Source organism: Marvinbryantia formatexigens DSM 14469, assembly GCF_025148285.1.
GTDB lineage: Bacteria > Bacillota > Clostridia > Lachnospirales > Lachnospiraceae > Marvinbryantia > Marvinbryantia formatexigens.
This window is the reverse complement of the sequence record NZ_CP102268.1, coordinates 1,479,435-1,504,523: the sequence shown is the minus strand read 5'-3', so window position 1 is coordinate 1,504,523 and position 25,089 is coordinate 1,479,435. Positions and strand designations below refer to the sequence as shown.

Genomic DNA, 25,089 nt, shown 5'->3' with positions numbered 1-25,089 from the left:
ATACATGAAGGGAGAGGTGCAGACTCTCTTTTCAGCGGCTGGGAGATGATGAATCTCCTAGCCGAAAGCTTCATAAAACATTTTATGTTAACGGAAATCCGCTTTGTAAACGACCGCTGGCATGACAATCTGAGGAAATTATGGAAAATCGAAATAGCAGAGAGTATCGGGAAACTGGTAGAAGAACACAAAAAATACGTTATGAAAAAAGAAAAAAGAGAAACAGAATTTTGATTATTGTGTGCTGTATTTTTTTGATGTTACTGGCAGGATTTTTTATTTATTACAGCTTAGGGACGGACAGAGGACAGGAGCCAGACAGTGAGAATATTGGGACACTGGGAAATGTATATGAGCAGATTCAGGCAAATCAAGGCAAGGCTGCATTTGATGAGGACAGTTTAACAATGGAAGATCTGGAAGCTTTGATTGTCGAAGCAGAAAGTATAGAATTGAATGGATATGAGCAGTCAGACGTAGAAAAACTGAAGCAGAGGATAGAAGAAGCCCAAAATGTGACTGACAATCCGGAATCAGATGCAGATATAAACACGATTGGTGTTGCCTATATGAATCTTTCCATTGCGATTGATGCATTGACACAAGAGCAATAGGTGTTTCCGGTTTTACTGCATATCACATAAAACAAATAATAAAAAAGGAAGAAGTGCAGGCTGAGTGACTTCTTCCTTTTTCACTTTCAAATGGTATCAAGTTTACGCTCTCCAAAGAGAAAATTAAGAAGAGCAAAAATAGTTCGTTATGTAGGGCTGACAGAAGAAATAACTGATAGGAGTATTTTTAAACGTATTTACTCATATAATATAGAAAAATCCAGGAAAGCATAAAATGGCAACAGACCAGAAAATTGAAAATCTTTTAAATCTTGCGCTCGATACAACGCCGGAGGAACGGGAAAAGTCGCTTACGCTGAATGTTGGATTCGATACGCAGGACCAGCAATGGGATTTAATTGTAAAATATTCGGGCAGCCTGCAGAAATTCCGTGAACAGGGTATCCGCGTGGCGGAGCTGGCAAATGGTTATGCGGTTGTTACGATTGCGCAGTCAATGATTTCTTATTTTTCTGCGCAGCCGGAAATTGAATATGTTGAAAAACCGAAGAGGCTGTTCTTCTCTGTACGACAGGGGAGGACAGCTTCTTGCATGGATGCGCTGCAGATTACGGAGGCGGCAGGGACGCTGCTGAATGTGCCGGAGACGTCGCCTGTTACAGATAGACAATCTGAAGATGCATCTGCCGGGGAGAATGGAGGAAGAGTGCTTCCGCTGCTGGGACAGGGAATTCTGGTTGCCGTGATTGATTCCGGGGTGGATTACACGCATCCGGATTTTCGCAATCCGGATGGCAGTACCCGCATTCTGGCAATCTGGGACCAGAGTGTTGCCGGGAATCCGCCGGAGGGATATACGTTGGGAACGGAGTATACAAAGGCGCAGATTGATGAGGCGCTTCGCAGTGGACAGCGCCTGCCCACGCGGGACATCAGCGGGCATGGTACAGAGGTACTGGGGATTGCTGCCGGCAATGGGCGTACGTCGATTCCCGGCAGGCAGCAGCGGGCAGCCGGTAATGTGGTGACAGACCCGGCGCAGCCCGAATTCGGATCAGAGCGCGGCGTGGTTCCGCTGGCACATATTCTGGTGGTGAAGCTGGGCAATCCGAAGCCGGAATCCTTTCCGCGTACGACAGAATTGATGCAGGCGCTGGATTATGTTTATCGCAGGGCGCAGGAGTGGCGTCTTCCGGTTGCCGTAAATTTAAGCTTTGGAAATGTTTATGGACCGCATAATGGTACCAGTCTTCTGGAGACTTATATCGCAGAGCTTGCGGACCGCTGGAAATCTGTTATCTGCATTGGAACCGGAAATGAGGGCAGCACAGCGGGACATGCGTCTGGAATCCTGCGGCAGGGGGAACTGCGGGAGGTGCAGATGGGAGTTGCCTCTTTTGAGAGAACAATAAACGTGCAGCTCTGGAAATCGTATTCAGACGAATTTGGAGTTTTGCTGATTTCTCCGGAGGGACAGATAATCGGACCGATGCCGGAAAATCTCGGACCACAGCGTTATATTGCAGGTGGCACGGAACTGCTTGTTTTTTATGGGAAGCCCAGCCCGTACAGCATTTCACAGGAAATCTATTTTGATTTTCTTCCTGTGGGGGATTATATTGACAGCGGTATCTGGCGCTTCCATCTGGCGCCGCGCAGGGTCGTTGACGGCAGATATGATATGTGGCTTCCACAGGCGGAGGCGTTAAACCGCGGAACACGTTTTTACGAGCCGAGTGTGGAAAACACGCTGACAATCCCCGCAACCGCCAGAAATATTGTTGCTGTGGGAGCATACGATTCCCGCAGCCTTACCTACGCACCATTTTCCGGAAGAGGCAATCCGCCCGGACAGCCGTTGACATCCGGAGCGACCGTGGTAAAGCCGGATATTGTGGCACCAGGCGTGAATATCCGCACAACAGCGGTTGGCGGAGGATATACCTCCGTTACGGGAACCTCCTTCGCGACACCATTTGCCACCGGAGCGGCGGCAATGCTTATGCAGTGGGGCATTGTAAATGGTAACGACGATTATCTTTATGGGGAGAAGGTTCGCGCCTACCTGCGCCGCGGAGCCCGCCCTCTGCCGGGATTTGCGCAGTATCCCAACAGCCAGGTGGGGTATGGGGCGCTGTGTGTGAGGGACAGTTTGCCAGTATGATATTAACGTGTGTAATAAAAAATGCTAATATATGTGTAACAAAAAATGCAATGGAGGCTGATATGAGAAGCAGTACATATGATAAGATGGAAGAGGTATACCGGAAGTTTAAGGATATATAGGAACGCTGGAGCTTATGAAAGAGGGTTTTTCAAATCGCCAGATAGCAGGCTTGGCAAAAGAGGGGTATTTGGAAAAAGTATGTCATGGATATTATTGGCTGGACGGGAAAGAGGAAGATAAACCATCAGATTATAAATGCATAGAAGTATGCTTTAGCGATCCCAGGGCGATCGTTTGCATGAACAGCGCGCTCTATTATCAAGGAGAAATTAAAGAAGAGCCGGAATATTGGATGTTGCCACAGCGCGGACGGACCGTAGCTTGCTGAGTATGAATTTCCCGATTATGCGGCATTATTTTTCGACTAATAATTACTTAATGGGCATGAGGAAAATAGAGACAGAATTTGGCTGCTATAATATCTATGATATTGAGCGGAGTATCTGCGATATGCTTCGTCTGGAATCGGATATTGAGATAGGAATCGTAGATAAGATAAAAATAAATGAGAATTAATACAGACATATATTGAAATACGCAGAGCTGCTGCGGGTAAAACAGCAATTATGATGACAATATAAAAGAAAGACAAAATATTTGCCGGAATGAATTGTAATTATATGGAGGTACATAGCAATCATATGGATGAAAAAAAGATTGGAAGATTAAAAAAGCTTTTTGATGACATTATTCATAAATCGGAGGATGGAGCAATTGAATTTTGGTATGCCAGGGAATTGCAGCCATTGTTAGGATATTCCAGGTGGGAAAATTTCGAGTTAGTTATAAAGAAAGCGATGATATCTTGTGAGAATGCAGGTGGAAATGTAAACAATCATTTTCGTGGCGTCACGAAAATGATAAAATTGGCGAAAAATGCAGAAAGAGGTATTAAAGAATATGTGCTGACACGTTATGCATGTTATTTGATAGCCCAAAACGGAGATGTGAGAAAAGATGAGATTGCCTTTGCTCAAAGCTATTTTGCTGTTCAGACAAGAAAACAGGAACTTATTGAAGACAGGATTAAGCTGATTGAGCGATTAAATGCAAGAGAGAAATTAAGAGAGTCTGAAAAAAGGCTGTCTCAGAATATTTACGAACGTGGGGTGGATGATGCTGGCTTTGGAAGAATAAGATCCAAGGGTGATCAGGCGCTTTTTGGCGGATTTACTACAAAGGACATGAAGGAACGTCTAAGAGTAAAAGAGAACAGACCTCTGGCAGATTTTCTTCCAACATTGACCATAGCTGCTAAAAATCTGGCAACAGAAATGACCAATTATAATGTGGAACAAAAAGAATTATATGGCGAAGCTCCTATAACAGATGAACATGTTCAGAATAATTCAAGTGTAAGAGAGATGTTGGGACAGAGAGGAATAAAGCCGGAGGATTTGCCTCCGGCAGAAGATCTGAAAAAGTTGGAACGCAGAGTAAAAAGAGATGAGAAGAATTTAATGAAAGGATAAAAAATTTTTGGTCTTTACTTGACAGCAGCATATGGAGAAAAGGTGCGGGTGTATCTGCGCCGCGGAGCCCGCCCCCCCTGCCGGGATTTGCGCAGTATCCCAACAGCCAGGTGGGGTATGGGGCGCTGTGTGTGTGGGATAGTCTGCCGGAGTAATTTTACCGTTGAAGTATAAATGAGTTGAACGAATCATACGTATAAGATTTTGATTGATAGAAAATGAGAGATAAGGTATTATATTAGTGTAGATAATTGGTTTCTCGATTCAGAAAGAAGGTGTAGAATATGAAAAGAGAAGAGTACATTACTGATGAAGCGGTTGTAAAAAGAGTAAACGCAGCGGTAAAAATTGAACTGGAAAAAAAGAAAGCTATGGACATTCCGGCTGTAGTATATGATCCCAAAACGCAGACCATCTATCATGAAAACAGTGATGGCACCAGAGTTGAAGCGGGTAAAAGGATGAGAAAGGGGCGTTATAGTGAACGTGTCGCAAAAGAAGCCTGAGGTTGTAGTCTTCGCGGGACCGAACGGTTCAGGAAAAAGCACCTTTACCGAATTATTAAAGCCTCCTATGGACTATATTAATGCCGATGAAATAAAGAAGAATTTGAAATGCACGGATCTGGAAGCTGCGCAGCTGGCGGAAAAGCAGCGAGAAGATCATGTCGAACAAATGGAGGAATTTTGCTTTGAAACGGTTTTGTCAACGGAGAGAAATTTGAAATTGCTTGAAAGAGCAAAAGAAAAGGGATATTTTATCCGTTGCTATTATGTGCTTACGGCTGATCCGATGATTAATGTACTTCGTGTAAGATCCAGGGTAGAATCCGGAGGGCATGATGTGCCGGAGGAGAAAATCATTTCAAGATATGACAGGGCATTAGCATTGGTTAAGGATTTGGTTAAAGTATGTGATGTGTGCCATATTTATGATAATTCGGGGAATAGGCCGTTTCGTATATTTAAGAAGCGGAAGGAAGAAGTTTATTATGATGAATGTGATGACTGGTATCGGGAAGATATTCAGGCGTTGACGGATGTTGAAAATATGGTAAATAGGAATTTGAATTAGCACAAAAACTGTAAAGCGGTAAGAAATGGCTGCCTTACAGTTTTTTTAATCTTGATTTATTATGTAGGTGTTATAAGCTTTGTACAGAACAGATGAGAGCAAGAGCAGAATTTTGTTTCAGCAACGGAAATAACGGAGGAATATTATGACAGCGCCCGAATAAAGATGGTTCATGCAAAGCGCGTTTTCTTTTCTGAATAGAACCTTTCGCGGTTGTCACAATCTGATATGTTTAGGAGAGTATGATTTGGCATCATGGAGCTTGAAATGTTTGAAAAAATCCAGCCGAGCGATTTTCGCGAATTGATTTTGGAACAGATGTTTGGATTCATGGAAGAAATATTGGAGTGTGAGGGAGAGTCTGTCAACGTGATATTGACAGACGTAAGGGAAAATACTAATACATGCGTATAATAAAAAATGTAGTTGGAGGCTATATGTCTCTTAAAGTTTTTAGACTGGGAATTCGTAACGGGTTCCCGGTTTTTTTGCATTTTTCCAGAAGATAGATTCGCAGGGCTGTGCTGTAATCCGACTGATATTTGCACGAGATGTAAAAAAACTGCATGAGATGTAAAAAAGCACCCTCAAAAAGATGATAAAATTACTTGATAAAGTTTTGCCGCAGGGCAGTAAGGCAGTAATAAAGAAAGGTGAAAGCAGTTACATGCGGGTGAAGGGATGAATAAAAAAATCGGTTATACGCAGGTGGTCTGGGAGATTACCAGGCTGCTTCAGAAAGCGGAATCTCTGGAGGATGCGCTGCGTGCCAGCCTGGAAGAGGTGGTAAAGGCGGTCGGTGCGGAAGCGGGTACCATCTGGTTTTATAATGCGTCCGGGGATAAGAGAATTTATCCGTCCTTCTGGATTGGCGGGGCGGACTTGACAGGGCTCAGTCTGGCTCCGGGAGAGGGAATTGCAGGAACCGTGGTAAAAGAAGGAAAATCTACCGTGGTCAGGGACTGTCAGAAGGATGAGCGCTGGGCAGGGCGGTTCGACGAGGCGACAGGGTTTGTGACAAAGAGCATGGTCTGTGTTCCTTTGGTAAATAAATATGAGGTGATTGGCTGTATCCAGATTATCAATAAAAAGGACGGCTCTCTGTACAATGACGAGGATGTCAGTCTCTGCGAGAATCTGGCGATGCTTACCGCAATCGCGGTGGATGGACGCGGGCTGAATCTGGGCTTTGCTGAGACAAAAAAATCCATCATTTCTCTGCGTGATGTGAAAAAGACCTTCGGAGAAGGGGAAAATCAGATACAGGTGCTGAAGGGCGTGAATCTTGATATCCGCGAGGGCGAATTTCTTGTCATCCTGGGAGAATCCGGCTGCGGAAAATCTACGATGCTGAATATCATCGGCGGTATGGACCAGCTTACGTCGGGTACCTTTTTGTTTGACGGGGAGGATTATTCCCATGCGGACGACAAAAAGCTGACTATGTACCGGAGAAATTCGGTGGGCTTTATTTTCCAGGCATATAATCTGATGCCCACACTGACGGCGGAAGAAAATCTTGATTTTATCGGAGAACTCTGCGAGGAGCCTATGGATTCTGCGGAGGCGCTGGACCGTGTGGGGCTGTCAAAACGTCGGGATAATTATCCGGCGCAGATGTCGGGCGGACAGCAGCAGCGCGTATCCATAGCACGCGCCCTTGTGAAAAAGCCGCGGATCATTCTGGCGGATGAGCCGACTGCGGCGCTGGATTATGAGACGAGTATCGAGGTGCTTACCGTTCTGGAGGAGGTCATCAAATCCGGCACGACGCTTCTGATGGTCACACATAATGAGGAAATCGCAAAAATGGCGAACCGTGTCATCCGCATGAAGGGCGGAGTGGTTGCCGAAGTGATTATGAACCGGCATCCTGCCAGTGCAAAGGAGTTGGTATGGTAATGAAAAAAACAAGAAGAAAGCATCTGATGCGGACAATCCGCAAAAACGGCGTTTCATTTTTTGCGGTGGGCTTCATAGCGGCGGTCAGCATTGCGATTTTTCTGGGCTTTCAGTCTACGGCGGACGCCATTTTAAAGAAAGCGAATCGTTATTTTACGGAAAACCGTCTGGAAACGCTGGAGATTTCCTGCGCAAACGGTATTACGCAGGAGGATATTGAGGCGGTTGCCGGATGGGACGGTGTGGACGCAGTGGAGGGCGGCTACAGCGCCATGATTCTGATGGACGGCAGCGATGAGAAGGTTACGCTGCAGGCGTTGTCGCTGTGCAGCGAGATGAATGACCCGGTGGTGCTGGAGGGAGAGCTTCCGGCTGCGGAAAATGAGGCGGCGATTGAAGAAAAATTTGCTGAGGAAAAGGGGCTTCAAGTGGGCGATGAGTTTACGGTCAGCCACGACGGAAGCCTTGTTTCCGATACATTTCATGTAACGTCTATTATTAACGATCCGCGCTACTCCTGCGCGAATGTCATCGATTCCAGAGGAAAAAGCACCGAGGGGCTTGGCGCTGCTTCCTATTACATAGAGCTTTCCAGAGAAGCATTTGACACCTCTTATTATGAGGATTGCTTTTCGGCTGCTTACGTGCAAAATGATTCGCTGGGCGAAATTTATTATTTTTCGGATCAGTATGCGCAGGAAGAGGCTGCCTTTGCGGAGAAAACAGAGGAGCTGGGAGCAGAGAGGGCAGAGCTTCGCTATACCTCTCTCAGAGAAGAAGCCGATACGGCGATTGCGGATGCGCAGGCGGAAATAGCGGACGGACAGGCGGAAATTGACGACGGACAGTCTGACATTGCAGAGGCGGAAAATGAGCTTGCGGATGCGGAAGCTGAGATTGCAGACACGGAAGAAGAACTGGAGCTGGCGCTTGCAGAAATTGAAGCGCAGCTTACAAATCTGGGGATATCCACGGACCTGGACGAAGCGCTGGAGCAGATGGAAGCTCTTGGAGAGGCGGCTCTGCCTTTAAAGAATGCAGTTACAGAGTACCAGGACGGCGTGCGGCAGCTGGAGGAAGCGAAGACGGAGTTTACAGCTTCACAGGAAGAGCTTGCAGATGCCCGCCTGGAGCTTGCAGATGCGCAGGAAAAGTTAGCGGATGCACAGGCGGAACTGGCGGACGCGCAGGAAGAGGCGGCGGATATCCAGATGAAAGACTGGATAGTAGCCGACCGGCATGAAATCGGCGACGTCCGTGGCGTTGAAACGCTCGTGGAAGGAATTTATGGATTAAGCTACTCGATGTCTGTGATTTTCCTGCTGGTGGCGATTATCGTGTGTCATGCCGCCATTACCAGGATGATTGATGAGCAGAGGGCGCTGATCGGGGCGCAGAAGGCGCTGGGCTTCCAGTCCGGCGAAATTCTGACGCATTACATGCTTTACAATACCCTGAGCGGTCTGCTGGGCGTGCTGATCGGGTACGCGGCAAGTGTGGGAATTGTGGAAGTGATCGTACTGTATATTTATGCGCCGGAGTTTCTGATCGGCAGTATTCCGTTTGGCTTTGAATGGAAATCGGCGCTGGTGTCCGCCGTTATCTGTCTTATTGTATTCTGGGCGGCGACGTATATGGCGTGCGCGAAGCTGGTGCGCCTGCCGGCGACGACGCTGTTGCGGGGCGAGGTTCCCGTGCAGGGAAAGAAGCGGTTCTTTGAAAACTGGAAGTGCTATAAAAGAATGAATCTGTATTCCCGTACCATGATAAAAAACGTATTAAATGATAAAGGACGGATGGCGACGACCATCATGGGCGTGGTAGGCTGCATATCCCTGCTGGTTATCTGCTTTTCCCTGAAGTTTGCGATTGCAGATTCTTCCGTATGGCAGTTCGACAAATATTTTCTGTATGACAACCGTCTGGTTTTTGACAGCAGCACGGGCTCGGCGGAGGAATTTGAGAAAATACTGGATGAGGAAGGCATCTCCTATACGCTGGTTCAGGATAAACTGGAAAATTTCCGCGTGGACGGCGGAAACTGGGAAAATGGAAGAATCGTTGCTGTGGATGATGCTGAGGAACTGAAGGATTTTATGGTTCTCGAAGATATCAAAACAAAGGAAGTTGTGGATGTGCCGCAGGACGGACTGCTGGTTTCGCGCAGATGTGCGGAAGAATATGGTCTGGAAGCGGGCAGCACGGTAGAATTTATGGATTCGGAGGGCGGCATCAGGGAATTTAAGATTGCGGGCGTGATGGAGCATTATCTTTCCTATCATCTGTTTGGGACATCAGGCAGCTATTTTGAAGAGACAATGGGGGAAGCGACGGATGCGTGTGTATTTCTGCTGAACGGAGATATAGACGGATTGTACGAACGTGTTAAGGACATAGACGGATTCCTTTCGCTGAAGGACAACAGTGAGTTCACGGCAAATTCGGCTGTGATCGACCCGGTAATCGGAATCTGCCTGCTTCTGTCGGCGGTGATGGCGCTGCTGGTTCTGCTGAATCAGATCGCGATGTATATCAACCGGAAAGCGCGGGAGCTCGCCGTAATGCGTATTAACGGATATACTCTCAAGGAAACAAAAGCCTATGTCTATAAGGATAATATCGTTCTGACGATACTTGGTCTGCTTCTGGGAAGCGGGTTTGGTCTTGCGCTGGCGTATGTGGTAATCCGGGCGGTAGAGACCGGTGCGATCCATTATGTACGCACGCCGAATATTCCGGCATGTCTGTACGCCTGTGCGGTGGGTGCGTTCTTTGCTCTGATTGTTAATCTGATTGCGCTGAGAAAAGTAAAACAGCTGAATCTGACAAACGTGAGCAGTAATTAGGAAGGATGTGATATTTGTATATGAAAGTGAGAAAAAGAATTGCGGCGATAGTGATGACGGCGGCGGTTCTGCTCGTATCCGGTTATCCGGGGCAGACGGGCGCGCTTGCCGCTGGAGAGACGTACCGGAATGTGAGGGTGCTGGATACGGCAGGGGCTGCGGTTGTCAACAGAGAAGAGATGGAGCTGCCGGTATATGCGCAGATGGCGATTCAGGGCGGCGATATCATGACGACGGGAGCGGACGGTCGTGTGGATCTGCGCCTGGATGACGATAAATATGTGGTTGTGGAAGAAAGCTCGAAGGTGGAATTTGAGCTGGAGGGCGAAAAAGAGAAGGGCGCAATCCGTATTCATCTGACAGAGGGCGCTGTTTACAATGAAATTGAGAATCCCATAGCGGAGGACGACAGTTATGAAATTCATACGCCGGATGGTGTGATGGCGGTCCGGGGAACGAAATTCCGCGTTGCCGTGGGGAAATCAGCCGATGGCCAGCTTCGCGAGACCACTATCACGGTGTTTGAGGGCGCTGTTCATATACAGGTTTACAATGATATGGAAGAGGACGTTGTAATTTCGTCCGGAGAGGAAGCTGTGATTGAGCGGGACATCAGCGGGGACGCGGAAGCGGAGGAGGAGACGAGACCCTGGTTCCGGAAGCGGGGCGGTGACATTGCGGTAGAAAATCTGCCGGATTATCTCACTGCGCTGGCAGAAGAAAGTATGGCGGCAGATACGGACGCAGCGGGGAATGCAGATACGACCGGGAATGCAGCCATAGCCGGAAATACCGGAAACACTGCATCGCAGCCGGCGTCTGATGCCGCATCTGCGCAGGAATCGGAGACTGGGCCTTCGGAAACCGAAGAAATGACAGAACAGACCGGGACGGAGCAGCAGACAGAAACCGGGACGCCGGTGACCGAGACAGAAACCGAGGCGGAAACTGAGACCGAAACGGAAACTGAGACCGAAACAGAAACGGAGACGCAGATGACGGAAACGGAGACAGAAACGGAGACGGAGACCGAGACGCAGATAACGGAGACAGAGACAGAAACGGAAACCGAGACACAGATAACGGAAACTGAGACCGAAACCGAAACAGAAACGGAGACGCAGATAACAGAAACCGAGACGGAAACCGAGACGCAGGTGACAGAAACTGAGACCGAAACAGAGACGGAGACGCAGCCGGATACGAGCACGACACCGTCCCCGGAACCGACAGACACGCCATACGAGTCGCCGACAGACACGCCGTATGAATCACCAACAGACACGCCGTACGAGTCTCCAACAGATACGCCGTATGAATCACCAACGGATACGCCATACGAGTCACCGACAGACACGCCATACGAGTCTCCGACGGATACGCCGTATGAGTCGCCAACGGACACGCCATACGAATCACCGACAGACACGCCGTATGAGTCACCAACAGACACGCCGTATGAGTCACCAACGGATACGCCGTACGAGTCTCCAACAGACACGTCGTATGAATCACCGACAGATACACCATATGAGTCGCCGACAGGGGACGATTCCGGTGACAGCGGTTCACCGGATGTAGCGGCACAGGCTGTCGGGCTGGCGATCTTCCCACTTGTGCTTCTGGAGATGGCGGCATTTGTCAGAAAGAGAAAAAAGAACAGTGATAAAAAATAAAAGAAATCTGGCGGCGGCGCTGGTCATCGCGGCAGTCACCTTTGCCGCCGCATATTTTCAATGGTTTGCCAGCCTGAATCTTTCTCTCCAGGACGCTGTTTACCAGCGGGAAAACCGTGCGGACACGTCGATTAAAATCATCGCCATAGATGAGAAAACACTGGAAGCGCTGGGGCAGTTTGAAACATGGACGAGAGAACCATACGCGGAGCTGATTGAGCTGCTTGACGGCGGGGAGTATGCGCCGGGGGCAATCGGTCTGGATATTCTGATGGTAAGTGAAAAGGGAGAGGAAGACCAGCTCCTTGTGGACGCCTGCAAAAAATATGACAATATTGTCATGGCATGCAACCTGGTTTTCTCTACCCAGATTGAGACAGAGAACGGGAAGAGCACGGTCAACCAGCTTCACATCGACATGGTGGAAACGCCCTTCGGGGAGCTGGCGGATATTGTACAGATGGGATTTGTTAATACCGTGCAGGATTACAGGGATAACAGTGTGCGCTATACGCTTCTGGAATGCGGCGGCTACGAATCCTTTGCTTCCGCAATCGTCCGGATGGCGGAAAATGGGCGGCAGACGGAAACGACAGAGACAGAAAATGAACGGCAGACGAGTGCCAATCACGGCATTTTCATTGATTATACCGGAGGACCGGATACCTACGAGACGGTATCTATGATTGATGTGCTGGAGGGCAGGATTCCCGCGGCGGCTTTTGCAGACAGCATTGTGCTGGTCGGAGCGCATGCTGCCGGAATGGGGGATGCATATTCTGTCCCAAGCGGGAAGGGCGCTCAGATGTACGGTGTGGAGATTCACGCCAATATTATCCAGAGCCTGCTGGAGGGGCGCAGTCTGGTGCAGGTAAGCAGATTCTGGAACGCGCTCTGCTACGCGTCGATTGCCTTTGCGCTGACGCTGCTGGCTGTCCGCATGAAAATCGCGGTGAACGTCCTGGGGGCGGCAGTCATCATTGCAGGCTGGTATTTGTTCTGTCTGAAGCTGGACGAAAAGGGCGTTGTAATCCATATGATTTCCTTTCCGCTGTCCGTTCTGGTCGTGCTGGTATGGAGCATTGTCAGTAAATATGCGGCTGAGGTTCTGCAGAGGCGGAAAATCATGCACGCGTTTCGGAAGTATGTCGCGCCGCAGGTGGTGGAGGAAATATCGAAGCATCACGATTACCGGCTGAAGCTTGGCGGGGAAAAAAGACATATTGCGGTGCTCTTCGTGGATATCCGCGGATTTACGCCTTTGAGCGAGGCGCTGGAGCCGGAGCAGGTGGTGGAAATTCTTAATGAATATCTGGGGCTTGTGACAGATGCGATTTTTAAGAACGGCGGAACTCTGGACAAATTTATCGGGGACGCTGCAATGGCGGTTTTCAACGCGCCCTTTGACAGCGAGGATTATGTTTACAAAGCGGTCTGCGCGGCGCGGGATATCGCGGCGGGAAGCGACCGGATCGCCGCGAAGTTTATGGAACGTTTCGGCAAAAAGGTGAGCTATGGAATCGGTGTAAACTGCGGCGATGCAGTTGTCGGAAATATCGGCTCGGATTTCCGGATGGATTATACGGCAATCGGAGACACCGTGAACACGGCGGCGCGCCTGGAGGCAAACGCAGGCGCAGGACAGATTTTTATCAGCGAATTTGTATACGAACGGCTGAAGGAGCGGATAGAGGTTACGGAAATCGGGGAAATTCCGCTGAAGGGAAAATCGCGGGGCGTTATGGTTTACGCGCTGGACAGAGTCCGTTGAGAAAATGAATATAAGGAGGAAGCATGAGATATCACGGGATACCTGACATAGAGCATCTGGAGGAATGGACGGCATTGAATATTCCTTTTGAATATAATGATTTCATGCTGCCCGGAATTTTAGACAGAAAAGAGGAGACCGAGCGGCGCATCCGTGCGTATCTCGGAGCGGGACGCGACAGAAGCGGGGATACCCTGCACGGTCCCTTCCTGGATATTACAATCCATTCTTCGGATTCGCTGATACGCCGGGCGAGCGACTACCGGATACGGCAAGTCAGCGAGATTGCATTGCGGCTGCAGGTGAAGGGGATGATTCTTCACACAAATATTATACCAAATTTTTACGAGGAAAATTACCGGAAAGGCTGGATCGACAGGAACGAGGAATATCTGACAGCGCTGCTGGAGGAGTATCCGGGGCTGCATATTTATATGGAAAACATGTTTGACGAGGAGCCGGACTGTCTTGTTGCCCTTGCCCGGCGGATGCAGGGAAAGCGCCTGTCTGTCTGCCTGGATCTGGCTCATGCCCATCTGTCGAAGACGGAGATTTCTGTGTGGCAGCAGACGTGTGCGCCTTATATTGCCCATTATCACATCAATGACAATCACGGGCGGGTCGACGAGCATCTTCCGGTGGGAGACGGCGATATTGCCTGGGAGAAGATTCTTCCGGCAATGTGCCCGGACGCGTCGGTTCTTGTGGAGGTCAGTTCTCTGGAAAAATACCGCAAAAGCGTACGGTATCTATCCGGTATATCATAACAGATGTTTACAGTTCATCCAGGTTTTTTGCACTTAGCGGTAAAGACCTGCCCGGACTGTGGCGACAGAGAAAGAAGCAGACTGAGGGTTACTGCGAACGGAGTGAACAGTAACGACTGAGGGAAAGACATGGTTGGAGTTCATATCATCGTGATATTGATGCTGTATTGTTTTTATAAGGCATATGCAAAATCCTGCCGGGAGGAAGACGGAACAAATCTCTCCGGGACAGATTCCGGAGAGTGTATTTCCGGACCGGACACAGTCCGGCAGCTTTCCATGCTTCTGGCGATTCTGTGGCTGGCGTGCCTTCTGCGTTTTGCACTGGCATTGTGGGCGGGAGGATGGGAAACGGCGTGGAAGAATATTTTGGGCATTGTTTCCGACCTGCTTGCCGGGGCGTCCCTTTTCATCGCGCTAAAAAGAAAGAGCGGCGGCGATGCGGCGCTTGGGATGACTGGAATTTACCTGTTCAACCCGGCAATCGTTATATGCTTTGCCGCCGGGGAAGGGCAGCAGACATGGGCACTGCGCCTTGCAGTGCTGTTGTTTCTGCTGCTGGTAAATGCGGGAAGAAGCCGGGAAAGATTTATTTCCGGCTGCCTGAAGGCGTGCGCAGCTCTGGCTGTCGTTGCAGGGCTTCTGACTGCGGGAAGCGACAGCAGCCTTCTGTACCCGGCTTTGCTCCTTCTGCTGCTTTTATACGTATACAGCAAGGATTCCAGATTTTTTGACTGCTATGCGGCGTTTTCCGCCTGCCTCCTATATAAAACGGCTTATTTTTATTATGTCCGGCAGGCAGAAGCGGCGTGGAGCGGACAGGTGTGGCTCGTTGTCACCGGGCTGCTTACCGCAGCGGCGGCGCTGTATTTTTTCCGGGCGCTTCTGGCGCCTGCCGGGGACGGCGAAAAGGAAGCTGCTCCGGTGCGAAGCGCCGGGCGGATGTCCTTCGGGAAGATGGATTTTTGTATAATCGCGGCAATCTGTCTGTTTTATGGCTGCATTGCCTTCTGGAAACTGGGAATCACAGAGGCGCCCATTACGGAATATGCGCTTCCCTCCGGGCAGTCGATTGTGCTGGAACTGGAGGAAGAACCAGGCTCCGGGAGTCTGATCTGGTATTTAAAGGATTCCGCTTATCATACGGTGACGATAGAATGGAGAAATTCGCAGGACGAGCCGTGGCAGAACGCGCAGGAGGTCGATATGCGGACGGTATTTTGCTGGGGAAGCGCTTCTTTTACAGCGTCCGGAAAATATCTGCGGCTCACTAATCCGGGGAGTGATATGACCATTGCGGAGCTGGTAATACAGAATGCGGACGGAGAAATTGTGAAGCCTGCAGATACGGCGGGAATGGAGGCGCTCTTTGATGAGACGGTTCTGCTGCCGGAGGAGATTGATTACCAGAGCGGCGCCTATTTTGACGAGTGCTATTACACAAGAACAGCTTACGAGTTTTTGAATGGCACCCGTGCCTTTGAGACGACGCATCCGCCGCTTGGGAAAATTCTGATTGCCCTTGGGGCGTACTGCTTTGGGACTACGCCGTTCGGCTTCCGGGTCGTCGGTGTCATTTTCGGGATTCTGATGCTTCCGTTTTTGTATCTGCTGGGGCGTGATATAACAAAAAGCCGCCTGCTGGGCGGATTTGCAGCTTTTTTGTTTGCGTTTGATTTCATGCATTTTACGCAGACCAGAATTGCGACGATTGATGTGTTTATCACGTTTTTTACGATCCTGATGTTTTATTTTATGTATCAGTACAGCCGGATGAGCTTTTACGATACGCCCCTGCGGCGCACATTTCTGCCGCTGGGAGCCTGCGGGGTTTCTTTCGGGTTGGGAATCGCCTGCAAATGGACCGGATTCTATGCCGGGGCAGGGCTGGCAGTGCTGTTCTTTCTGACGCTGTGGCGCAGGTACCGGGAATATGTCTTTGCCCGGAAATCGCCGGAGGGCAGCAGCGGCGGGATTTCCCACGCTTATATCATTAAAAGCTTTCGTATGGATACGGTGAAAACACTGATTTTCTGCATTCTCTTTTTTGTGGCGGTACCGTTTTTGATTTACCTGCTTTCCTATCTGCCGTTTTCCAACGGGACGGATACGGGACTGCTTGCGCGGATGCTGGCGAACCAGAAGCATATGTTCCGCTACCATACGGGACTTAAGGCGGACCATGCGTATGCGTCCGCGTGGTATGAGTGGCCGCTGATGATTCGCCCGGTATTTTATTATTCCAGAATCATCGATGACACAATGCGCCAGGGAATCAGCGCTTTCGGAAATCCGCTGGTATGGTGGGCGGGAATCCCGGCATGTATCTATATGCTGTACCTCTGTCTGAAAAAGAAGGACAGAAACGCCATGTTTCTCTGCATCGCGTATGCATTCTGCTACCTGCCGTGGAGCCTTGTTACAAGGTGCACGTTTGCTTACCATTATTTTCCCAGCGTGCCCATTGTGGTCTGCATGATTACATACAGCTTTGCGCTGTGGAGACCGCGTCTGGGGGAAAGCAGATTCGCTGCTCTGGTGGCGTTCTATGGGGCGGCCGCGTATGTGTTATTTTTGTTATTTTACCCGGTGCTGTCCGGGCAGCCGGTTTCCGCCGGATATGTGTCGACGTTTCTGCGCTGGCTGGACGGCTGGGTGCTTGTACAATAAATGGACGCGCCTGCCAGGGCGGACGCTGCTATCCGGGAAAGGTCAGGGATTGAGCATGACAGAGGCAAAGAAAACATTGTCCTTCCATTCAAACCGGGCATCCCCGTTGTATCTGCGGGCGATGTTAAGCACGGAATCGGTTCCGATGCCGAAGCTTTCGTGCTTGCTGGAGAGAATGCGGTCTTCCAGAAAGGCAGGGCTGACAGAGCAGGTATTGTCTACGGTAATCGTAAACATATGGCTGCCGGCTCTGGCGGCACGGACAGAAATCAGCGGGGAACCGCCGCCTGCATTTTTGCGGCAGGCATCCACAGCATTTTCCAGAAGATTGCCGAGAATCACGCAGAAATCCGGTTCCAGAATGGGCGTATCTGTGAGTGCGCAGAAAGAAATGTGCATCCGGATTCCGGTGCTGGCGGCTTTTTCCGCATAATAGCAGAGAAGAGAATTGACGGCGCAATTTCCGCAATAATCAGAGAGCGCCTCAGCAGGAATGCTTTTGCTGTAATCCTGCAGATAAGAAGCAAGGGAGGCAAGGTCCTTTTTGTCAACATATCCTTGGAGGGCGCGCAGATGATGGCGGAGGTCGTGTCTTGCCCGCCGGGTCTCGTCCATATGGGATTTCAGAAGCTGATACTGTGCGGTCTGGGCGTCGGTAATCTGCTTCAGATAAAAACAAGCGAAAATAATGCGGCGGGCGCGCTGATGCGCCAGGCGTTCTTTCAAGTGCTTACTCTGAAACGCATTTATACAGATAAAATAAAGCCTTATCACGGACCGGAGCTGCTCTGCGCCCATGATGCGGACGACCTGCTCTATCTGCAGTATACATCGGGTTCCACGTCGGCGCCCAAGGGCGTTATGGTTACTTATAAAAATGTGATGAGCTGTATTGATCTGTGTCTGGAAATCTTTGACTTTAACAGGGAAAAGCAGGTGCTGGCGTCCTGGGTTCCGTTTTATCACAATATTGGGCTTGTGGTGGGTATTTTTCTGCCGGTGTTTGCAAATGATGCGCACGCCTGCTTTATTCCCACCCTGCAGTTTCTGCAGAAGCCGACGGTCTGGCTGGAGGTGATGTCCAGGTATCGCGCGACCATTACGACCGGCCCCAATTCCGCATATGAGCTCTGCACGAGGCTGGTTACGGAGGAAGAAGCACAGAAGTATGATTTGTCCTCCATGACGCATTTTATCAACGGCTCGGAATTTGTCGACTTCTATACGATTGATAAATTCTGCAGACTGTTCCGGGTATCGCCGGATTCCTTTGCGCCGGGCTACGGACTGTCGGAGTGCGTCTGTGTGGCGACGCTGTCCAGCCGGGATTTCCGCCGCGTGGATATCAGTCTGGATGCTTACCGCGAAGGAAAATTTCTGCCGGAGGAAGATGGCGGGAAATCGATTGTGAGCGTAGGGCGTCCGGCAATTGATATGAAGGTTGTGGCGGTACGCGGGGATGGTACTGCGTGCCGGGACGGGGAAATCGGAGAAATTTACCTGCAAGGTTCCAATGTATGCAAAGGCTACTGGAAAAATCCGCAGGAGAGTAAGAGCTTTGCAGCGTCCATTGCCGGATATGAGGGGCAGTTTTACCGCACCGGGGATATGGGTGCCGTGTACGGCGGGCAGCTCTATCTGACCGGGCGCATCAAGGAAATGATCATTATCGGGGGCAGAAATATTTTTCCGAATGATATTATTCTGCTGCTTCAGGAAGCGGGCGTCGCACTGCCTATGAACGCTATTGCGCTGTTTTCCGTAAGCCAGAACGGCGGCGAGCGCCCGGTTCTCTGCGCGGAATGTGAGCCTGCCGCTGATTTTAAGGGAATTGCGGCACAGATTAATAAGGCTGTTTCCCATACCTTCGGGTTTTCCTTTATGGACGTTGTTTTTGTGGAGACGGGCAGTCTGCCGCGGACCGATAACCAGAAGATAAAAACGCTGGCGGCAAGGGATAATTATGAGGCGAACCGTCTGAAGGTTCTGTTCAGTACGCAGAAGCACGGCGATGCGGCGGAAGGAAAGGCGGCTGCGGAAGCTGAACGGAAAAAGGTGGTGCTTCCGGAAAATCCGTCCCCGGAGGACGTCCGCCCGATTGTACGGAATATGTTTGAACTGCTTCTGCCGGGCACGGAATTTGGTCCGGAGGACAGCTTCATGGAAAAAGGCGGCGATTCGCTGCGTCTGATGGAGCTGGTCTGCGAGCTGGAAAATGACCTGGATATTAATATCGATTTGCGGGAAATCGCGGCGGCGCCCACGATAGAGGGAATCTCCGGCTATATCAGTGCCCTGTTAAACGGCGATGTAAAGAGCCGGAAGCTGGATCTGCGCGCGGAGTGCAGGCTGGATGAGGACGTCCGTTTGCAAAGCGGCTATGCGTGCAGTCCCAGGGAATGCAGAAACATTCTGGTTACGGGGACGACCGGCTTTCTGGGTGCGTATCTGATGCGCTCTCTGATACGGCAGAAGGGCGGCAGCGGCATAAAGGTATATTGCCACGGGCGCGGCTCTTCCACGGAAAATCTGATGGAGCGGATCGAAAAGAATATGCGCCGTTTCCACTGCTGGGAGGAGGAATATAGAAAATATATCATTCCGGTGCCGGGGGATCTGAATCTGCCGAATCTGGGAATTGCGTCCGGGCTGTACGAATCCCTTTCGCAGGAGATAGACATGGTCATCCACAACGGGGCGATTCTGAATTTTGTGTTCCCGTATACGCAGATGAAGCGCACGAATGTGGAGGGAACCATAGAGGCGCTGCGCTTTGCCTGCCGGGGACGCGCGAAATATTTCCATTATATTTCTTCCTACAGTGTTTATGATAATCCAAGCCATTTTGAGCGGCACGTCATGGAAAACGACCCGCTGGAATCGCCGGACGGCTATTTCCTTGGATATTCCGAGACGAAATGGGTAGCGGAAAAACTTGTGCGGATCGCACAGGAGCGGGGACTGCGCGTCAGTATCTACCGTCCGGGAGATATTACCGGTACCCTGAAGGACGGTATCTGGAAGCTGGAAGACTTAATCAGCCGCTCCATCGTGGGATGTATCCAGATGGGCTGTGTGCCGGAAATCGAGGTAAATCTTCATCTGACGCCGGTCGATTATGTGGCGGATGCGATTGTGTGCATTGCCTTTCAGACGGCTTCCGCCGGGCAGGCGTTTAATATCATTAACGGGCATCTGATGCCGATGAAGGATTTTTATGCGCTTTTAAACCGTCTCGGCTACCGGGTCGGTCATCTTCCGTTCGAACAGTGGTGTCAGAAGCTGGAGGCCTGCTCCAATGAGGAGAATGTGCTGCGCATCTTATCCTGCCTGTTCACGGATAAGCGGCAGGCGGGCGAGAATATGGTGGAACGCTTCGGTGTGCGCCAGGCAGAGTTCGATACCGGCAACACCGACAGGCTGCTGGCGGGAAGCGGCATTACCTGTCCGCCGGTGGACGCTGCGCTGATGAAGAGCTACCTCCGCCATTTTTATGAGTGCGGATACATTGCAAAGCCCGCCTCTGGTCTGGCGGGTGTCTTTAAGAGGTTGTTGGGATAAAGGCTTATGCCGGCTTCAGATATCAGTCTGTCTGCTGCCTCGCTTTACCAGTGCTGAGAGGGAGAAATCTAAAATAAGCCGTTTTCTCTCTGTCAGCATGGTAAGGTAAAACCGGCGCTGCAGAGTGCTGAGAAAAGGTGTGCCCTCCACAATCTGCTGGATATGTTCCATATCAATCCGGGGTACGATACGCTGCAGCGCACGGTTACAATCCTCATTCTGAAGAGAGGATATAAAATCATAGTATTTGATTTTTTTGCCGTTTAACATAATGGCAGAGGTTGGGATTTCATAAATGCGGAAATGCAGTTCGTCGGGCTGCTCCAGTACAGTCTGCATAATAGTTTCATCGGCCTGGGGATAGAGACAGCTTCCGCAGTCGAAAACGGGGGCAAGTGTCATATCATCTGTTCTGGTGTCGTACAGAAAACCCCAGTTGCCGTTATGCCGGTCCCAGTTTCCGATAAAAGCATCTACAATAAACATATCCCAGAAGCGTGCAGCAAGAGCTGACGAATCAATGGCAGTCTGCTCTTCGAAGGTCAGAAGAATATCTGACAGTTCAGTGCCGTAACCGTTCCGTTCCGAATCAATCATCTGGTTTTTCAGTGAGGCAAAATCCTGCAGAACGATACCGGGTTCTGTAAAATCACTGCATGCCACTACGATTTTCTGCTGTCCCTTTACCGTATAGGTGCCAAGAAGGGTTTTCTGGACCGGTATGCCGATACTTTCGTAAATCTGGCAGCCAAGATATTCTGAAAAACAGCTGTTGCTGTAACTCATTTCCTTATTCTGCTTTGCCAAAGGAGGAAACTTCAGCATATATGGGGCATTTTCATATATAACGCATATTTTACTTCCGTTTGCACCCGCATACATTTTATTCCGTCTGGGAAGATGCGTAAAATCAGTCACCGCCATTCTTTCAAATCCTTTCTATTCTTAAATATTTTTCCCGGAGGTACCATGCCTGCTCCGTGCTGATTAGCTGGTTTACCTCCGCATTGTTAATATCACTCTGCAGATTGCAATAGTCGCAGTCCCAGTGCAGATACTTCTCTCCGGCATCCCGCTTTTTCCACGCTTCCTTCATTGCCAGCACAGATTCCTGCAAAAAAGCGGGCAGTCCGCATTCCAGATAATTATTGTCCGCAGGCAGACCTGCTTCCGTATATTTCTTTGAAAACGACATAATGTCTTGCCGTCCCTTTCCTTATTATTTTTTTCATTATATCGGAATGCCCGTTATCTTGTCAATGTTTGCCGGAACTGTCTGCATACATGAAAATTGTCCACTATTTTGAAAGATTGGTATCTGTAATCTGAAGAAAACGGGTGCTATACTGATTTCATCAAGAGAAAGCCGGAGGGAACCGGAAAAAGGGTTTTCATAGACGGCAGAAAATCAGGAGGGATCAGGATATGAAAGCAAAATGGTGGTCAGCAGCGCTGGCAGCGGCAATGGTAACAGGTCTTTTGGGCGGAACAGCAGCCGTACAGGCAGAGGAGCAGGTAACGTTAAAGGTGTTTTCCAATCTTCCGGACCGTAAAAACGGGCAGGGACTGGTAGAGCAGACGATTATCGACGAGTACATGGCGGAGAATCCGAACGTTACGATTGAAGTGGAAGCGCTGGATGAGGGAGCGTACAAAACAAAATTCAAGGCGTATGCGATGGAAGGAATGCCGGATGTAGTGAGCATCTGGGGACAGCCTTCTTTCCTCGATGAGGTACTGGATGCAGGCGTGCTCGCAGAGTTGAACGAAGCTGATTATGCGGACTACAAATTCATTGAAGGATCGCTGGAAGGCTTTAAGAAGGACGGTAAGCTTTACGGACTTCCGAGAAACACAGATGTAGCGGTTTTCTATTATAACCAGAAAATGTTTGAGGACAACGGCTGGAGCGTGCCTTCTACATACGACGAGCTTCTGGAGCTTGGAAAGACCATTACAGAAGCAGGCATTGCGCCGGTAGCAATGGACGGCGGAGACGGATGGCCGATGGCGGTTTATCTTTCCGATGTGCTCTACAAGATTACAGGAGCAGATTATCAGACGACGGTAGCGGATGCTGTTGCAAACGGCGATTTTACCGCGGATACTATAAAGCAGGCGACACAGCTTCTGAAGGATGCAGCGGATGCGGGACTTTTCCAGGTCGGCTATGATTCACAGGACTACGGAACAGCCATGAACCTGTTTACAAACGGACAGGCGGCGATGTTCTACATGGGAAGCTGGGAGGCGTCTATGGCGCTTAACGAGGATATCCCGGAGGAAATCCGCACAAACATCCGCGTATTTACTATGCCGGTCGTAGAAGGCGGCGCAGCTTCCGCAACAGATATCGCGGCATGGAACGGCGGCGGATATGGCGTGTCAGCAAACTCGGAAATCAAAGAAGAAGCAATTAAATTCCTTAACTATATGTATCAGCCGGACAAGCTTTCAAAGTATGGCTGGGAGAATGGCGTCGGCATGTCGGCACAGGATCAGACCGAATATATGACCGGAGAAGAAACTGAGCTGATGAAGCAGATCGTAGATATTGTTACGGAAGCAACGAGCGTTTCCGGAACGCCGGTCAATGACTGCGGACCTTCCGCTTTTAAGACCTGCATTGAAAGCGAGATTCAGAGTGTTTCCAACGGAACGATGGACATCGACACATTTCTTGCAGACATCGGAGCGGCCTGCAAATAGACAGCATTAAATAAGTAAGAAAAAGAGCGGCTGCCGGAACAGGGTAGCTGCTCTTAATAATTTGTGCTATAATTAGAAAGGAATGTTATTGTTATGAAAAAAATGTACAGCAATAAGCTGGTAATAACAAGCCTTGTGCTGCCGGGCGTCCTGCTTTTTGTATTTGCGATCCTGGCTCCGATATGCCTGAGCGTATATTATTCGCTGACGGATTATTCGGGCATGGGCTCCTGGAATATGATCGGGCTGGACAATTATAAGGCGCTGATGAAGGATGAAGCGTTTTTTACGGCGCTGCGCAATTCCCTGCTTCTGGCAATCGGATTTATCTGCATCCAGCATCCGCTGGCGATTATCGTAGCCGCGGTGCTCGATAAATTAAGCGGAAAGGGCGAATCCTTTTTCCGCTGCGTGTACTTTATTCCGAACGTTATCTCGGTAGCCGTGATCGCATACCTCTGGAAGTTTATCTACAATCCCAACTTCGGTCTGCTGAACAATATTCTGAAGCTGTTCGGTTATAAGGGGACGGTCAACTGGCTCAGTGCGGAAAACGCGATCTGGTCGGTGCTGGTGGTGCTTATCTGGCATGGCTTCGGCTGGGGTATGCTGATTTACTACTCCGGCATTAAAAATATCGACCCGACGCTTTACGAGGCGGCGGCGATCGACGGGGCGAATCAGAGGCAGACCTTTTTGCGCATCACGCTCCCGCTGATGAAGCCGGTCATCCAGGTGAATGTCACGATGGCTGTTATCTCCGCTTTAAAGCAGATGGAAACAGTGTACCTTCTGACCAACGGCGGACCGGGCAATGCCACCCAGTTTACGGCGACCTATCTGTACCAGCAGGCGTTTAAAGCGTTCCGGTACGGCTACGGCAATGCGATCAGCGTTGTATTTATCATTATCTGCCTTCTTGCGACGGTATTTCTGAACAAAATTTTTGAAGAGCGCAGACCGGAAGGGAGGGCATAAGATATGAAAAGAACAGAAAAGAAAAAAATGTCCGTTGGAAAAGTAATCCTCTGGGCGATACTGATATTTGTTGCCGTTATCCAGATTTTTCCATTAATCTGGCTGTTGGATTTTTCGCTGGCGAGCAGTAATGAAATGTTTACAAGCGGGCTGCTGATTATTCCGGAAAAAATCCAGTGGGGCAACTATGTGAAAGCATTTGTGGACGGAAATTTCCTGCACTATCTGAAAAACAGCCTTCTGATCAACGGGCTGGCGGTTCTTCTGGTGCTGCTGGTTTCCATCATGGCGGCGTTCGCCTGCCTGCGGATGCAGTGGAAGCTGAACGGATTTGTAAAGACGCTGCTTCTGATGGGCATGATGATTCCTATCCACGCAACGCTGCTTCCGAATTACAAAATTTACAGTACGCTGCACATGACGGACACCATCTGGGCGCTGCTGATTCCTTATGTGGCATTTTCCCTTCCGCAGGGACTGTTTCTGATGACCAGCTTTATGAGCGCGGTCCCGGCGGAGCTGGAGGAAGCGGCTGTCATGGACGGATGCGGGATTTACCGTATTATTTTCCAGATTATTACGCCGATACTGAAGCCATCCATAGCGACGGTATCTATCATGACATTTTTAAACAACTGGAATGAATTTATGATGGCGAGCACCTATTTAAGTTCGCCGAAATGGAAGACGCTGCCGTTCTCGGTGCTGGAATTTACCGGGCAGTATTCCTCCAATTATGCGGTGCAGTTTGCGGTCATGGCGCTGACGGCTGCCCCGGCGGTTATCATTTATATTATATTGAATAAGCACATTACAAAGGGTGTGGCAATGGGAGCGGTAAAAGGCTGACATTGCCGCCGG

Annotated in this window: 20 protein-coding genes; 17 read left to right on the top strand and 3 right to left on the bottom strand. The window is 49.8% G+C overall.

All coding sequences use genetic code 11. The features are described 5' to 3' along the window. Positions 1-140 precede the first annotated feature (140 nt). The 13 genes from NQ534_RS07365 (at position 141) to NQ534_RS07305 (ending at position 16,980) form a co-directional block, all read left to right on the top strand. The gene (locus NQ534_RS07365) at positions 141-614 is read left to right on the top strand and encodes a G-protein coupled receptor (RefSeq protein ID WP_143115767.1); all 474 of its coding nucleotides are present in this window, start codon (positions 141-143) and stop codon (positions 612-614) included. Between the two features lie 235 nt (positions 615-849). Next, positions 850-2,739: a S8 family peptidase gene (locus NQ534_RS07360; RefSeq protein ID WP_006863252.1), complete on the top strand. Its 1,890-nt coding sequence runs from the start codon at positions 850-852 to the stop codon at positions 2,737-2,739. Between the two features lie 136 nt (positions 2,740-2,875). Then, positions 2,876-3,130, top strand: a complete 255-nt coding sequence (locus NQ534_RS07355; RefSeq protein WP_006863254.1) for a type IV toxin-antitoxin system AbiEi family antitoxin domain-containing protein — start codon at positions 2,876-2,878, stop codon at positions 3,128-3,130. Next, positions 3,124-3,318: a hypothetical protein gene (locus NQ534_RS07350; RefSeq protein WP_242655387.1), complete on the top strand. Its 195-nt coding sequence runs from the start codon at positions 3,124-3,126 to the stop codon at positions 3,316-3,318. Before NQ534_RS07355 ends, NQ534_RS07350 begins: the two co-directional genes overlap by 7 nt. A gap of 125 nt (positions 3,319-3,443) precedes the next feature. After that, entirely contained in the window at positions 3,444-4,274 is an 831-nt protein-coding gene (dinD, locus tag NQ534_RS07345; RefSeq protein WP_040784414.1) for a DNA damage-inducible protein D, read from the top strand. 284 nt (positions 4,275-4,558) lie between these two features. Then, complete coding sequence (locus NQ534_RS07340) at positions 4,559-4,780, top strand: hypothetical protein (protein WP_006863259.1); 222 nt, start codon at positions 4,559-4,561, stop codon at positions 4,778-4,780. Beyond that, positions 4,761-5,348: an ATPase gene (locus NQ534_RS07335; protein ID WP_242655388.1), complete on the top strand. Its 588-nt coding sequence runs from the start codon at positions 4,761-4,763 to the stop codon at positions 5,346-5,348. The genes NQ534_RS07340 and NQ534_RS07335 overlap by 20 nt, the downstream gene beginning before the upstream one ends. Before the next feature lie 681 nt (positions 5,349-6,029). Further along, positions 6,030-7,250: an ATP-binding cassette domain-containing protein gene (locus NQ534_RS07330; RefSeq protein ID WP_083337306.1), complete on the top strand. Its 1,221-nt coding sequence runs from the start codon at positions 6,030-6,032 to the stop codon at positions 7,248-7,250. Further along, positions 7,250-10,096 carry an ABC transporter permease gene (locus NQ534_RS07325; protein ID WP_040784419.1) on the top strand — a complete coding sequence of 949 codons (2,847 nt, stop codon included), beginning with the start codon at positions 7,250-7,252 and terminating at the stop codon, positions 10,094-10,096. The genes NQ534_RS07330 and NQ534_RS07325 overlap by 1 nt, the downstream gene beginning before the upstream one ends. 20 nt (positions 10,097-10,116) lie before the next feature. Further along, the gene (locus tag NQ534_RS07320; RefSeq protein ID WP_006863266.1) at positions 10,117-11,772 is read left to right on the top strand and encodes a FecR family protein; all 1,656 of its coding nucleotides are present in this window, start codon (positions 10,117-10,119) and stop codon (positions 11,770-11,772) included. Then, positions 11,759-13,543 carry an adenylate/guanylate cyclase domain-containing protein gene (locus NQ534_RS07315; protein WP_006863267.1) on the top strand — a complete coding sequence of 595 codons (1,785 nt, stop codon included), beginning with the start codon at positions 11,759-11,761 and terminating at the stop codon, positions 13,541-13,543. The genes NQ534_RS07320 and NQ534_RS07315 overlap by 14 nt, the downstream gene beginning before the upstream one ends. 23 nt (positions 13,544-13,566) lie before the next feature. Beyond that, complete coding sequence (locus NQ534_RS07310) at positions 13,567-14,310, top strand: sugar phosphate isomerase/epimerase family protein (protein ID WP_006863268.1); 744 nt, start codon at positions 13,567-13,569, stop codon at positions 14,308-14,310. Between the two features lie 129 nt (positions 14,311-14,439). Continuing rightward, on the top strand, positions 14,440-16,980 hold the full coding sequence (locus tag NQ534_RS07305) for a phospholipid carrier-dependent glycosyltransferase (protein ID WP_074680008.1): 2,541 nt from the start codon (positions 14,440-14,442) through the stop codon (positions 16,978-16,980). 42 nt (positions 16,981-17,022) lie between these two features. Here NQ534_RS07305 and NQ534_RS07300 read toward each other — a convergent pair whose 3' ends face one another. Next, complete coding sequence (locus NQ534_RS07300) at positions 17,023-17,595, bottom strand: sensor histidine kinase (RefSeq protein ID WP_006863595.1); 573 nt, start codon at positions 17,593-17,595, stop codon at positions 17,023-17,025. Between NQ534_RS07300 and NQ534_RS07295 the strand changes: the two genes are divergently transcribed. Continuing rightward, on the top strand, positions 17,596-20,541 hold the full coding sequence (locus NQ534_RS07295) for a thioester reductase domain-containing protein (RefSeq protein WP_074680011.1): 2,946 nt from the start codon (positions 17,596-17,598) through the stop codon (positions 20,539-20,541). A 15-nt stretch (positions 20,542-20,556) separates the two neighbouring features. Here NQ534_RS07295 and NQ534_RS07290 read toward each other — a convergent pair whose 3' ends face one another. Then, entirely contained in the window at positions 20,557-21,327 is a 771-nt protein-coding gene (locus NQ534_RS07290) for a HipA domain-containing protein (protein ID WP_465220234.1), read from the bottom strand. 142 nt (positions 21,328-21,469) lie between these two features. Beyond that, the gene (locus NQ534_RS07285; RefSeq protein WP_006863597.1) at positions 21,470-21,736 is read right to left on the bottom strand and encodes a hypothetical protein; all 267 of its coding nucleotides are present in this window, start codon (positions 21,734-21,736) and stop codon (positions 21,470-21,472) included. A gap of 230 nt (positions 21,737-21,966) precedes the next feature. Here NQ534_RS07285 and NQ534_RS07280 point away from each other — a divergent pair, with 230 nt between their 5' ends. The 3 genes from NQ534_RS07280 to NQ534_RS07270 all read left to right on the top strand — a co-directional run bounded on the left by NQ534_RS07280 (position 21,967) and on the right by NQ534_RS07270 (position 25,077). After that, a complete protein-coding gene (locus NQ534_RS07280; protein WP_006863598.1) occupies positions 21,967-23,250 on the top strand; it encodes an ABC transporter substrate-binding protein in 1,284 nt (427 codons plus the stop codon). 93 nt (positions 23,251-23,343) lie between these two features. Then, positions 23,344-24,228, top strand: coding sequence for a carbohydrate ABC transporter permease (locus NQ534_RS07275; protein ID WP_006863599.1), 885 nt, complete (start codon positions 23,344-23,346; stop codon positions 24,226-24,228). 3 nt (positions 24,229-24,231) lie between these two features. Continuing rightward, the gene (locus NQ534_RS07270) at positions 24,232-25,077 is read left to right on the top strand and encodes a carbohydrate ABC transporter permease (protein ID WP_006863600.1); all 846 of its coding nucleotides are present in this window, start codon (positions 24,232-24,234) and stop codon (positions 25,075-25,077) included. Positions 25,078-25,089 lie beyond the last annotated feature (12 nt).

Bases quoted from the DNA above. Each gene is read 5' to 3' on its own strand.
- NQ534_RS07365 (WP_143115767.1), top strand. From the start codon at position 141: ATGGAAAATCGAAATAGCAGAGAGTATCGGGAAACTGGTAGAAGAACA.
- NQ534_RS07320 (WP_006863266.1), top strand. From the start codon at position 10,117: ATGAAAGTGAGAAAAAGAATTGCGGCGATAGTGATGACGGCGGCGGTT.
- dinD (WP_040784414.1), top strand. From the start codon at position 3,444: ATGGATGAAAAAAAGATTGGAAGATTAAAAAAGCTTTTTGATGACATT.
- NQ534_RS07360 (WP_006863252.1), top strand. From the start codon at position 850: ATGGCAACAGACCAGAAAATTGAAAATCTTTTAAATCTTGCGCTCGAT.
- NQ534_RS07305 (WP_074680008.1), top strand. From the start codon at position 14,440: ATGGTTGGAGTTCATATCATCGTGATATTGATGCTGTATTGTTTTTAT.
- NQ534_RS07285 (WP_006863597.1), bottom strand. From the start codon at position 21,736: ATGTCGTTTTCAAAGAAATATACGGAAGCAGGTCTGCCTGCGGACAAT.
- NQ534_RS07275 (WP_006863599.1), top strand. From the start codon at position 23,344: ATGAAAAAAATGTACAGCAATAAGCTGGTAATAACAAGCCTTGTGCTG.
- NQ534_RS07300 (WP_006863595.1), bottom strand. From the start codon at position 17,595: ATGGACGAGACCCGGCGGGCAAGACACGACCTCCGCCATCATCTGCGC.
- NQ534_RS07295 (WP_074680011.1), top strand. From the start codon at position 17,596: ATGGGATTTCAGAAGCTGATACTGTGCGGTCTGGGCGTCGGTAATCTG.
- NQ534_RS07340 (WP_006863259.1), top strand. From the start codon at position 4,559: ATGAAAAGAGAAGAGTACATTACTGATGAAGCGGTTGTAAAAAGAGTA.
- NQ534_RS07270 (WP_006863600.1), top strand. From the start codon at position 24,232: ATGAAAAGAACAGAAAAGAAAAAAATGTCCGTTGGAAAAGTAATCCTC.
- NQ534_RS07280 (WP_006863598.1), top strand. From the start codon at position 21,967: ATGAAAGCAAAATGGTGGTCAGCAGCGCTGGCAGCGGCAATGGTAACA.
- NQ534_RS07310 (WP_006863268.1), top strand. From the start codon at position 13,567: ATGAGATATCACGGGATACCTGACATAGAGCATCTGGAGGAATGGACG.
- NQ534_RS07330 (WP_083337306.1), top strand. From the start codon at position 6,030: ATGAATAAAAAAATCGGTTATACGCAGGTGGTCTGGGAGATTACCAGG.
- NQ534_RS07290 (WP_465220234.1), bottom strand. From the start codon at position 21,327: ATGAGTTACAGCAACAGCTGTTTTTCAGAATATCTTGGCTGCCAGATT.
- NQ534_RS07325 (WP_040784419.1), top strand. From the start codon at position 7,250: ATGAAAAAAACAAGAAGAAAGCATCTGATGCGGACAATCCGCAAAAAC.
- NQ534_RS07355 (WP_006863254.1), top strand. From the start codon at position 2,876: ATGAAAGAGGGTTTTTCAAATCGCCAGATAGCAGGCTTGGCAAAAGAG.